Below are 11719 nucleotides of genomic sequence, written 5' to 3'. Positions count from 1 at the left end.
ATGGTGCGCCACGTTTGCGCCCGCACCGGGCTGACCCGCAACCAGGCCTACATGCTGTGTTCGCTCGCCGGGAACCTGCGCATCACCCAGACGGTCGACGGCAACAAGGGCGTCCACATGCTCATGCCCAAGACCGCCCTGTGAGCTTCGCCCGGTGCGCGCCGGCGCCGATCGATAAACCCGGTCAGCGCCCGGGCGCGGGCGTGGCGTCGCCGCGCGGGCGCATCATGTCGAGGAAGGCCTCCAGCACGTTGGCGTAGTCGTCCGTCCAGGGCCGCCGCGTCATGTCGGGGACGACGGGCGTCCAGCCGAGCCGCGCGGCCTCCCGCCGGATCGCCGCATCGCGCGTCGCGATCACCACCATCGCCGGAGCGCGGAAACGCCGTTCGATCGGCTCGACGATCGGGTCGATGCGCTGGAGAAGCGCGAGGCCCTGTTCCGCCGCGGCACGGGCGAGCGCCGGCCGCAGGTCGAAATGCTGGTTGGAGATGTGGAGCGCCAGCACCCCCTGCGCGTCGAGGCGGTCGCGGTAGAGCGCCACGGCCTCGCCGGTGAGCAGGTGCATTGGGATCGCGTCCGAGGAGAACGCGTCGACGATCAGCACGCGGGCCGGCTCGGTCGCGCGGGCCAGGGTCAGGCGTGCGTCGCCCTGGACGATGCGGGCCGACGGCGCGCAGGCGGAGAGGAAGCGGAACAGGCTCGGATCGCGCGCGATCGCGACGACCACCGGATCGATCTCGTAGAACGTCCAGGCTTCCCCGGCCCGCGCCTGGCAGGCGAGGCTGCCGGCCCCGAGCCCGACCACCGAGACCCGCGGCACCGGCCCGTAGGCGCGGCGGGCGACCTCGAGGACGTCGGCGATGGCGTTGCCGGTGGCGTAGTAGGTCGTCGGCTCCGGCGGCCCGACAACCGGGCTGCCGTCGTCCTCGCGGATGCGCATGGCGCCGTGCAGAGTCGTGCCGTGCGAGAGCAGGCGGAAGCGTCCCTGCGGATCGGTCTCGATGCGGTGGACCCCGAAGAAGCTGCGGCGGCTCTCGATGTCCTGGATCGTCAGATGCGGCATCGCCAGCACCAGCCCGCAGAACAGGGCGGCAAAGCCGAAGGCCGCCTGCGGCGCGCGCCAGTTCAGCAGCAGGACCGTCATCATCACGCCCGCTGCGGCGCGCGGCGCCGCGTCGGGAGCGTAGCGGACGAGGATGGCGAGCCCGACCAGCCCGGCAAGCGTCCCGACAAGGCGACGCATCGCCACGATGCCGACGGGGCGGGCGCGGACGAAGACGCCGGGACGGCAGGCGAGCGCCGCCACCAGCAGGATCGGATATTCGGCGATCGTCGCAAACAGCCGCGGCGCGATCAGGGCCGCGAACAGGCCACCGAGCATCCCGCCGAGCGAGGTGCAGAGATAAAACTCGGTCAGCCGGCCCGGCTCGGGGCGCAGGCAGAAGACGGCGCGGTGGGCGACGAGGCCGGCGACGAAGCAGAGGCCGAGGCTGAGCGGCAGGTCGACGGCGAAGGGCAGCCGGCCGACCACGGCCGCGCCGAGGACGATCGCGGTCCCCCAAGCCTGCGCGGCGGCCAGGGGACGGTCCGGCCAGGATGCGAGCGGGCGGAAGGCGATGACGAAGGTCAGGAGGTAGAGCGCCAGCGGCAGCACCCACATCAGCGGGATGGCGGCCACATCCGTGGTGATGTGCGCCGTCACGGCGACGAGCAGGCCGGAGGGGACGGCCGACAGGCCGATCCAGGCGCCGCGCCGCGCCAGGCTCGGAGCCGCGTGCGCCGTGCCGGTCGTCCGCGCCGGCGCGACGATCCCGTGCGCGCCGCCTCGGCCGACGACCGTGAGCGCGCAGGCCGAGACCGCGGCCGCGGCCGCGGCATAGCCGGCGGACCACAGCCTGGTCTGCTCGGCGAGCCCGAGGATCGGCTCGATCGCCAGCGGATAGGCGATCAGGGCGGAGAACGAGCCGAGATTGGAGGCGCGGTAGAGGAAGTACGGATCCTGTGCCCGATCGTTGCCGGACCGGGCGAACCACGCCTGCAGCAGCGGAGCGCTCGCCGACAGGGCGAAGAACGGCGCGCCGATCGAGGCCAGGAACAGGCCGACGAGCCAGACGGCCTCGTCGCCGCCTTGCGCCGCGGCGTCCAGCGAGACCGTGATCGGTAGGAACGCCGCCCCGGCGAGCAGCACGAGACCGTGCACCGCGACCGAGGCACGCAGCGAAAGCCAGCGCGTCGTCGCATGCGCGTAGGCGTAGCCCGCGAGCAGCAACCCCTGGAACACCACCGTCGCGACCGACCACACCGCGGGCGTGCCGCCGAGGACGGGAAGGACGCGCTTGGTGAAGATCGGCTGCAGGACGAAGAGCAGGAACGCCGCCAGGAGCAGCGTACCTGCGAACACGAGGGTCTGGACGAGGTCGCGGCCGATCGCTGCCGTCCGGCCGGCCGGGTCGACGCCGATCGGTTCGGCTTTGCTGGCGGTCATGGTTCGCAATCCCCCACCCGAGGCGGCGAGGCGCGAAGGTTAGCCGAGCGGCATTAACCGTCCCTCAAGCCGAGCCGCTGCGCGGCGTCATCGAGCACCCCGCCATGTTGCGCGCATTAGGGGACCGATCGGGATCCCTCATCGAGCGGTTCTAGTGAACGAGGTGTCGGTGCCACATGCATCGGGGGAAGCCGGCAGGCATCGGAACGAATCCATCCTACGCGGATGGGTCTGCGCAGCGCGGCGGTGACTTGCGCGACGTTCATGCCCGGACATATCACTGGGCATAAACCGGAGAAGGCCATGGATTCATCGCAGAAGCGCGCGGTACGGACTTATCGATCCCGTCTCGGCGAGCGCGGCCTGACGCGTTTCGAGGTGCTCGGACGAGAGGCCGACCGCGACCTCATCCGGTCGCTGGCACGGCGGCTCGCCGAGGATTCGCCGCAGGCCACGGAGCTTCGCACCGCCGTCGCCCGGACGATGGCCGGCGACACGCCGAAGGCCGGGGGGATCCTGGCTGCGCTGCGTCGTTCGCCGCTGGTCGGCGCCGATCTCGATCTCGCCCGACCCTACGATGAGGGGCGTGTGGTGGAGCTGTGACGCGCTATCTTCTCGACACGAACATCATCAGCAACGTCATCAAGCCGCAGCCCTCGCAGCCGCTCCTGGCGTGGATGGCGATGCAGCGCGATGCGGATCTCTTCATCACTGCGCTCACCGTCGCAGAGATCCGGCGCGGGATCCTCGAGAAGCCGCCCGGTCGGAAGCGCGACGCGCTCGATGCATGGTTTTCCGGTCCCGAGGGGCCGCAAGCCCTGTTCGCTGGCCGCATCCTGGCGTTCGACGAGAAGGCCGCTCTCGTCTGGGCTCGGCTGATGGCCGACGGGAAGGCGGCCGGCCGACCACGCAGCGCGCTCGACATGATCGTCGCAGCCCTCGCCCAGGCGAACGCCTGCATCGTCGTCACGGACAACGAGAACGACTTCGCCGGCCTTCAGATCGTCAATCCCGTACGCCAGGCGGTCTAGCGCGCCGGGCGAAGCGCCCGGGTCATTCCCACTCGATCGTGCCGGGCGGCTTCGAGGTGATGTCGTAGGTGACGCGGTTGATGCCCTTGACCTCGTTGATGATCCGGGTCGCGACCCGGCCGAGGAAGGCCATGTCGAACGGGTAGAAGTCGGCCGTCATGCCGTCGACCGAGGTGACGGCGCGCAGCGCGCAGACGTGGTCGTAGGTGCGCCCGTCGCCCATCACGCCGACGGTCTTGACCGGCAGGATCACCGCGAAGGCCTGCCAGATCGTGTCGTAGAGGCCGGCCCGGCGGATCTCGTCGAGGTAGATCGCATCGGCCTTGCGCAGGGCCTCCAGCTTCTCCGGCGTGATCGTGCCGGGGCAGCGGATCGCGAGCCCGGGCCCCGGGAACGGATGGCGGCCGACGAAGGCGTCGGGCAGGCCGAGCTCGCGCCCGAGCACGCGGACCTCGTCCTTGAACAGCTCGCGCAGCGGCTCGACGAGCTTCATGTTCATGCGCGCCGGCAGGCCGCCGACGTTGTGGTGGCTCTTGATCGTCACCGAGGGGCCGCCGGAGAACGACACGCTCTCGATCACGTCCGGGTAGAGCGTGCCCTGGGCCAGGAACGCCGCGCCGCCGATCTTCTTCGATTCCGCGTCGAACACGTCGATGAACAGGCGGCCGATGGTCTTGCGCTTCTCCTCGGGGTCGCTGACGCCGGTGAGGGCGTCGAGGAACAGGTCCTGCGCCTGCACGTGGACGAGCGGGATGTTGTAATGGTCGCGGAACAGCCGCACGACCTCCTCGGCCTCGCCCATGCGCAGCAGCCCGTGGTCGACGAAGACGCAGGTGAGCTGATCGCCGATCGCCTCGTGCAGCAGCACGGCCGCCACCGACGAATCGACGCCGCCCGAGAGGCCGCAGATCACCTTCTCGGATCCGACCTGCTCGCGGATCTTGGCGATCGCCTCGGCGCGGTAGGCGCCCATGGTCCAGTCGCCCGAGCAGCCGGCGATGTCGCGCACGAAGTTGCGGATCAGCAGGGCGCCGTGCGGCGTGTGCGCCACCTCCGGGTGGAACTGCACCGCGTAGTAGTTGCGGGCCTCGTCGGCCACCGCCGCGAAGGGGGCGTTCTTCGAGATCGCCACGGTGGTGAAGCCGTCGGGCAGCTTGGTGACCCGGTCGCCGTGGCTCATCCAGACGGGGTAATGCTCGCCGACGTGCCAGACCCCCTTGAACAGGGGGCATTCCGAGATGATCTCGATCTCGGCGCGGCCGAACTCGGCATGGTGGCCGCCCTCGACCTCGCCGCCGAGCTGGGCCGCCATCGTCTGCTGGCCGTAGCAGATGCCGAAGACCGGGACGCCCGAATCGAACACCACCTGCGGGGTTCGCGGCGAGGCGTCGCTCGTCACCGATTCGGGGCCGCCCGACAGGATCACGCCCTTCGGCCGCGTCTCGGCGAAGGCCTCCGCTGCCTTGGTGAACGGCACGATCTCGCAATAGACCCCCTCCTCCCGGACGCGCCGGGCGATGAGCTGGGTCACCTGCGAGCCGAAATCGACGATCAGGATCTTGTCGTGGTCGGTGTTCATGCTTCTCGCGTTAGACGAGGCGATTGCGCCGTGCAACGCAGCCGTCGCATGCGGGCCGCGCGAGCCTGTTCACGACGCGCATGGGCACGGGATTCCCCCTCGGCGCACGGGCGGAGGCGCGGTTGTCGCGGTGTCCATCACGTCGCCAGGAACCCGCGCACGCGAAGCCAGGCGAGGAACAGGTTCGGCCACGCCGCCACCGGCGTGCCGGGCGGCCCGAGCCCGAAACCGTGGCCGCCGCGCTCGAACAGGTGCATCTCGGCCGGTATCTTCGCCTTGCGCAGGGCGGTGAACATCAGGAGCACGTGGTCGCAGACCGCGATCGGATCGTCCATCGCCTGCGCCATGAACATCGGCGGCGTGTCGGCGCGAACCTGCACGTCGACCGAGTAGGTCCGCATCTCGACCTCGGTGACCTCGTCGCCGACGAGCACGCGGCGGGTGGAGGTGCCGTCGAAAGGCGCCTTCATGGTGATGACGGGATAGAGCAGCCCGGCGAGCGCCGGGCGGTACGGCAGGGCGTCGTGCGCGTCGACCGGCGGGTAGAGGTTCTGGTTGCCGACCGCGGTCTCGCCCATCAGGTGCCCGCCGGCCGAGAAGCCCAGCACCCCGACGCGGGCGGGATCGATGCCGAGCTCGGTCGATTGCGCCCGCACCAGCCGCACCGAGCGCTGCGCGTCCTGCCGCGGCGCATCGGGGCCGTTGTCCCAGCCCTCGCCGGGCAGCCGGTAGATCAGCAGGAACACGGTGATGCCGGCCGCCGTCAGCATCTGGCCGACGGGCACGCCCTCGTTGCCGATGTCGATGAAGCGGTAGCCGCCGCCGGCCGCGACGATCATCGCCGATCCGTTCGGCTTGTCCGGCCGGATCACCAGCAGGCAGGGGCGCTCGACCTTGGTGATGACGCCGCGCGCCGTCTCGTCGAAGCGGTAGCCGTTGGGATCCGGACCCTCGCCGCCGCCCGGCGAATCGCCCGGCCAGAGATCGATGACCTGGAGCTGCGCGCCGGGTGCCGTCCGCGGCAGGGCCGGGACCAGCTCGCCCGGCGGGTTGGGCGGGGCTTGGGCATGCGCGGCGCCCTGCCCCGCCATCGCGGCCGCGGTCGCAGCCAGGAGCGTTCTCCGGTCCAGGCCCATCGGTCTCCTGCGGTGTCTTCGGAATCGCTCGGACAACGCCGGCTGGACGGAGCGGTTGCGATCCTCAGCCGGCTCGCCCCAGGGTCGCGACGTAGAACCCGTCCGTGCCGGTTCGCGCCGGGCTCATCTGCAGCCCATGCGTGGTGAAGCGCAGCGTCTCCGCCAAGCCCGGGGCATGGGCCTTGGCGACGTCGCGTGCCGGCACGACCGCGAAGGCCCCGGCGCCGCGCGCGAGGAAGCCGGCCACCGCGTCGTCGTTCTCCGCCGGCAGGAGCGAGCAGGTGACGTAGGTGATGCGGCCGCCGGGGCGCACCAGCCGGCCGGCGCGGTCGAGCACCGTCGCCTGCTCGGCGACCCGCGCGGCGAGGCTGTTCGGGCGCAGGCGCCACTTCGCGTCGGGGTTGCGGCGCCAGGTGCCGGTGCCGGTGCAGGGCGCGTCCACCAGCACGCGGTCGGCCTGTCCGTCGAGGTCGGCGAGCACGTCCGTGCGCACCCGGCCGCCGCGGGGCGTGCGCACCTCCGCGTTCGCACCGGAGCGCCTCAGGCGCTCGTGGATCGGCGCGAGGCGGCGCGGGTCGTCGTCGGTGGCGATCAGGCGACCGCCGTTCCCGGTCAGTGCCGCCAGCGCCAAGGTCTTGCCGCCGCCGCCGGCGCAAAGGTCGACGATCGTCTCAGCCTCGCCGGCGCCCGTCAGCATGGCGGCGAGCTGCGAGCCCTCGTCCTGGATCTCGTACCAGCCGTCGAGGAATTCCGGCTCGACATGCAGTGCCGGCCCGCGCCCGTCCGCGCCGATCGGGACGCGCAGGCCCATCGGCGCGTGCGGCGTCGGCGCGGCCGCATGGTGGGCGAGGCCCGGCATTGCCGCCGCCCGGTCGCCCTTGAGGGCGTTGACGCGGATGTCGAGGGGCGCACGCCGGGCGAGCGCCTTCAGCTCCGGCAGGAGATCGGCGCCGAGGATCGCCTCCAGCTGCGGCAACACCCATTCGGGGACGTCGCCCGCGACGTGTGGCGGCGCGTCGGCGAGGTTTCCCTCGGCCAAGCGCCGTGCCTCGTCGTCGTTGAGCTTCTCCGGCGCGAAACCCTCGCCGCTGAACAGCGCCGCGATCGAGGGGGCGGCGAGACCCTGCTGCAGCCGCAGCGACCCGAGCAGCACCGCGCGCGGGCCGTCGTCGCCCATGATCCAGGCGGCCGAGGACCGTCGCCGCAGGGCGTCGTAGACGAGGCTGGCGATGCCGCCGCGGTCGCCCGATCCGGCGAAGCGGTGGCCCAGGCCCCAATCCTTGAGGGCGTCGGCGGCCGGTCGGCGACGACCGGCGATGTCGGCGAGCACCTCGATGGCGGCGGCGCAGCGGGCGGCTGGAGTCAGGACGGTCTCCTTTGGCGGATGAAGGCGTGTCGCGAGCGCGATAGACCCGCAGCGCCCCGCCTGTCGAAGGAAATCCGCGCGGCCACGATACGGCCACGCTTAACCCGCTCCGCGGACACGATACGGCCGAGCTTCCGGCACGATCGAGCGTCAGACCTGCAGGCTCCGACGGAACCCGCCGTCGCGAAGGCCGGAAGAACCCATGTCGCCCGTGATCCACCTCAGCCTCGCCGGCATCCTGATGCTGGCGGTCGCCGCCTGCTCCACCGCACCGGCCGCTCCCGACCTGACGCCGCCGCCGCGGCGCCCGCTCGATGCCAAGACGCAGCTCGAATACGGCAACCCGCCCCCGCCTCCCGGCCCGCGCTACTGAAGGATATCCGGATCTCGGCCCGCGCGGGCCGAGATCTCAGGCCGCCTGTTCGCGGGCGCGGCGGCGCTCATAGGTCTTGAGGCCGGTGAAGACCCGCTCGAGATGCGGCAGCGCGGTGTCCGGCGTGGCCGAGCGCCCGCGGGCGATCAGGCCGCCGACGACGTGGTCGGCCTCGATTCGGCCCCTGCCCTCGATGTCGCGCAGCATCGAGGCGGTGAGCGGCGAGCCTTCTGTGGTCAGCGTGATCCGGGCCTGGGCCGCCACCTTCTCGCGCGGCGCGAATCCGTTCGCCGCGGCGATGGCGAGGCATTCGTCGTGCAGGCCGGCGATGAGGTCGCAGCCGCCCTCGGCCCCGACGATGTCGCCGACGGTGCCGCGCATCAGGGTGGTCGCGCCGGCCAGAGTGGCGAGGAACACCCACTTCTCCCACATCTCCAGCACGATCCTCTCGGACAGGCGCGGCTGGAACTTCACGTCCCGCATCAGCGTCTCGATCGCATCGCAGCGCTCGGATCGGGAGCCGTCGCGCTCGCCGAAGGTCAGCGTGCAGAAGTCGCTCATGTGGCGGATTGCGCCCTCTGGCCCCAGCGTCGCCGCGATGGCGCAGGAGCCGCCGAGCACGCGGGCCGCGCCGAAGCGCGCGTCCAGCGCGTCGAGATGCTCCATCCCGTTGAGGATCGGCAGGATGGCGGTGCCGTCCCCCACCGCCGGCGCGAGGTCGTCGAGGGCGCCGGCGAGGTCGTAGGCCTTGCACGAAAGCAGGACGAGGTCGAAGCCGCCGGCCGCGGGCAGCGCGGCCGCCGTGACGGTCTTGGGCGCGGCGAGATGCAGGTCGCCGAGCTTGCTTTCCACGACGAGCCCGTTCGCCGCGAGCTTGTCCGCGCGCGCCGGGCGGACGAGGAAGGTCACGTCGCGCCCGGCCTCCGCGAGCCGCGCCCCGTAATAGCCGCCGGTCGCCCCGGCCCCGACCACCAGCACCCGCATCGTCGCTCTCCGAAACACCGTTTCCCGCCGGACCCGCCCGTGACGCCGCCCCGCCTCAGGTGCGCGAGGGATAGTTCGGGCTCTCGCGGGTGATCGTCACGTCGTGGACGTGGCTCTCGCGCAGGCCGGCATTGGTGATGCGGATGAACTGCGCGCGCTCCTGGAACTCCGGCACGCTCGGGGCGCCGACATAGCCCATGGCGGCGCGCAGGCCGCCGGCGAGCTGGTGCAGGACGGCCGCCACGGGGCCCTTGTACGGCACCTGCCCCTCGATGCCCTCGGGCACGAGCTTGTGGGTGTCGTTGACCTCGGCCTGGAAGTAGCGGTCGGCCGAGCCGCGGGCCATCGCGCCGACCGAGCCCATGCCGCGGTAGCTCTTGTAGGAGCGGCCCTGGTACAGGAACACCTCGCCGGGGGCCTCGTCCGTGCCGGCGAGCAGCGAGCCGAGCATCGCCACCGAGGCGCCGGCGGCGATCGCCTTGGCGAGGTCGCCGGAATACTTGATGCCGCCGTCGGCGATCACCGGGATGCCGGCGTCGTGGGCGGCCTCGACCGCCTCCATAATCGCGGTGAGCTGCGGAACGCCAACACCAGCGACGATGCGGGTGGTGCAGATCGAGCCCGGCCCGATGCCGACCTTCACCGCGTCCGCGCCCGCGTCGATCAGCGCCTGCGTGCCCTCGCGGGTCGCGACGTTGCCGGCGATGACCTGCACGGCGTTGGAGAGCTGCTTCACCCGGCGCACGCTGTCGAGCACCTTGATCGAGTGACCGTGCGCGGTGTCGACCACGATCACGTCGCAGCCGGCATCGATCAGGCGCTCGGCCCGCTCGAAGCCCTGGTCGCCGGTGGTGGTGGCCGCCGCGACCCGCAGCCGGCCCTGCTCGTCCTTGACCGCCTTCGGGTAGGTGACCTGCTTCTCGATGTCCTTGACCGTGATCAGGCCGATGCAGCGGAAGTGGTCGTCGACCACGAGCAGCTTCTCGATCCGGAACTGGTGCAGAAGGTGCTTGGCCTCGTCCTGCGTCACGCCCTCGCGCACCGTGATCAGCCGGTCGCGGGTCATCAGCTCGGAGACGGGCTGGGCCGGATGCGTTGCGAAGCGCACGTCGCGGTTGGTGAGGATGCCGACGAGCTTGCCGCGCGAGCCGTTCGGGCCGCGCTCGACCACCGGGATGCCGGAGATGCGGTTGGCCTTCATCACCTCGAAGGCGTCGGCCAGTGTCTCGTCGGGATGGATGGTGATCGGGTTGAGCACCATGCCCGACTCGTACTTCTTGACGAGGCGGACCTGCTCGGCCTGCTCCGCCGGCTCGAGGTTGCGGTGGATGACGCCGAGGCCGCCGTTCTGGGCCATGGCGATCGCCATCGGCGCCTCGGTGACGGTGTCCATCGCCGAGGCGACGATCGGCAGGTTCAGGCTGATGGTGCGCGTCAGCTGCGTCGCGACGTTGACCTCGGTCGGCATCACCGACGAGGCGGCCGGACGCAGGAGGACGTCGTCGAAGGTCAGGCCCTCGATGATCGAAGCGGAGCTGATACGGGCCATGAGCCAACGGTCCTGAAGGGCTGCCGGGCCGACGCGAGGTCGGGTTCGGCATGGAGCGGGTTGGCACGGGCCAGTATCATGCGGTGGGATGCCCGCAAAGGCGGCAACCCGGCGCGGCACGGGATAAACCCCGCGTGGGCCGGTTGCGTCCGCCGCATGGCGTCCGCGACCGCCCTCCCCGCCTCAGCGGACGCGCGGCCCCTTGTCGGAATAGTCCGGCGGCAGGCCGATGTAGTCGGTGAGGATCCCATCGAGGCCGGGCGCCCGGCCGAACGCCTCGCAATCGGGGTCGAGGGGCGCCTCGCCGAGCGTGGTCACCCGGATGCGGTTCCAGTTCGGCAGGGTCAGTGGCGCCTTGAACGGGTCCTCGCCGGTGGCGAGGTAGAACCCGAAATCCTGGCCGAAATCGCCGGCGAGATCGTAGGCGTCGCTGATGTGCGAGTAGCGCGGCTGGCTCGTGAACGAGTTGGCCGCCCCGCCCCAGACCATCGCCGCCCGCTGCTCGTGGCGGCGGTCGAGCGCCTCGGCCTCGACGGTGAGGCTTCCGAGCCCGATCGGCACCCGTGGGATCGGGATGCGCCCGAGGCCCTCGGCGAAGCCGATGCCGACCTGGCCGGCGACGGTGACGGCGGCGGAGGTGCCGATGGTGGCGCCGGCGCCGATCAGGTCGGTTGGGTCGACGCGGGTCACCTGGGCGCGCACGGTCAGGTCGGCGTTGCGGCTCGACACCACGTCGTAGCGCAGCGACAGCTCGTAGCAGAGCGCGCGGTCGGCGTTGTTGGCGACCAGCCGGCGCTCCGCCTCGCTAATGCCGACCGCACCGGAGACGTTGGCCGGGAACTGCGTCGGGATGATCCGGACGGTCCTGGTCCGGGCGAGCGCGTCGGCGTCGGCGTAGAGGCGCGCCGTGGTCGAGGCCTCGGTGCTGGCCCGGAGCCGGTCGTAGCGGCTGAGCGAGCCGACATCGTTGAGGAGCACGGTGCCGCAGGCGCCGAGGACGAACATCACCGCGGACGCGGCGACGAGCCGCGGCAGCGATCGGGGCGGTGTCGACGGACGAAGCATCCTGTCACTTTCGCGGGTGTCGCCGCGTCGTCCCGGGCGCCGCCGCCGTGGAGCGGGGCGCCGCGCGGGGACACGGCATCGTTACCGTAAAGCTTAAGGCTGATCCGGCCCGCTCGGAAGGGTTGCGGCGCGGTTCAGCCATGTTCGGAAA

Annotated in this window: 10 protein-coding genes and 1 pseudogene; 4 read left to right on the top strand and 7 right to left on the bottom strand. The window is 71.6% G+C overall.

Translation table 11 applies throughout. The annotated features are described in order from the left end of the window. A pseudogene (locus MKK55_RS04015) lies at positions 1–144 on the top strand (amidase); the annotation flags it as partial. 40 nt (positions 145–184) lie between these two features. Here MKK55_RS04015 and MKK55_RS04010 read toward each other — a convergent pair. Continuing rightward, positions 185–2485, bottom strand: coding sequence for a spermidine synthase (locus MKK55_RS04010; RefSeq protein ID WP_243933398.1), 2301 nt, complete (start codon positions 2483–2485; stop codon positions 185–187). Between the two features lie 303 nt (positions 2486–2788). On the opposite strand from MKK55_RS04010, the gene MKK55_RS04005 reads away from it, so the two are divergent. After that, positions 2789–3088: a hypothetical protein gene (locus MKK55_RS04005; RefSeq protein WP_243933418.1), complete on the top strand. Its 300-nt coding sequence runs from the start codon at positions 2789–2791 to the stop codon at positions 3086–3088. Beyond that, positions 3085–3516: a PIN domain-containing protein gene (locus MKK55_RS04000; RefSeq protein ID WP_243933397.1), complete on the top strand. Its 432-nt coding sequence runs from the start codon at positions 3085–3087 to the stop codon at positions 3514–3516. The genes MKK55_RS04005 and MKK55_RS04000 overlap by 4 nt, the downstream gene beginning before the upstream one ends. A gap of 22 nt (positions 3517–3538) precedes the next feature. Here the strand turns inward: MKK55_RS04000 and guaA are convergent, their stop codons facing one another. From guaA to MKK55_RS03985, 3 genes are all read right to left on the bottom strand, one after another. Continuing rightward, a complete protein-coding gene (gene guaA / locus MKK55_RS03995) occupies positions 3539–5095 on the bottom strand; it encodes a glutamine-hydrolyzing GMP synthase (protein WP_147728849.1) in 1557 nt (518 codons plus the stop codon). Between the two features lie 137 nt (positions 5096–5232). Then, positions 5233–6231 (bottom strand): alpha/beta hydrolase, encoded by a 999-nt coding sequence (locus tag MKK55_RS03990; protein ID WP_243933396.1) that lies wholly within the window; start codon positions 6229–6231, stop codon positions 5233–5235. Between the two features lie 64 nt (positions 6232–6295). Then, a complete protein-coding gene (locus tag MKK55_RS03985; RefSeq protein WP_243933415.1) occupies positions 6296–7597 on the bottom strand; it encodes an RsmB/NOP family class I SAM-dependent RNA methyltransferase in 1302 nt (433 codons plus the stop codon). Positions 7598–7799: 202 nt separating this feature from the next. On the opposite strand from MKK55_RS03985, the gene MKK55_RS03980 reads away from it, so the two are divergent. Further along, positions 7800–7970 (top strand): hypothetical protein, encoded by a 171-nt coding sequence (locus MKK55_RS03980; RefSeq protein WP_243933395.1) that lies wholly within the window; start codon positions 7800–7802, stop codon positions 7968–7970. Between the two features lie 36 nt (positions 7971–8006). Here MKK55_RS03980 and panE read toward each other — a convergent pair whose 3' ends face one another. The 3 genes from panE to MKK55_RS03965 all read right to left on the bottom strand — a co-directional run bounded on the left by panE (position 8007) and on the right by MKK55_RS03965 (position 11568). Further along, positions 8007–8954, bottom strand: a complete 948-nt coding sequence (gene panE, locus MKK55_RS03975) for a 2-dehydropantoate 2-reductase (RefSeq protein WP_243933394.1) — start codon at positions 8952–8954, stop codon at positions 8007–8009. 55 nt (positions 8955–9009) lie between these two features. Continuing rightward, entirely contained in the window at positions 9010–10503 is a 1494-nt protein-coding gene (gene guaB / locus MKK55_RS03970) for an IMP dehydrogenase (protein ID WP_147728108.1), read from the bottom strand. 183 nt (positions 10504–10686) lie between these two features. Next, positions 10687–11568 (bottom strand): DUF3313 domain-containing protein, encoded by an 882-nt coding sequence (locus MKK55_RS03965; protein ID WP_243933393.1) that lies wholly within the window; start codon positions 11566–11568, stop codon positions 10687–10689. Between the last annotated feature and the right edge of the window lie 151 nt (positions 11569–11719).

The organism is Methylobacterium sp. J-059, from assembly GCF_022829485.1.
Lineage (GTDB): Bacteria > Pseudomonadota > Alphaproteobacteria > Rhizobiales > Beijerinckiaceae > Methylobacterium.
This window is presented reverse-complemented; position numbering and strand designations above follow the sequence as displayed.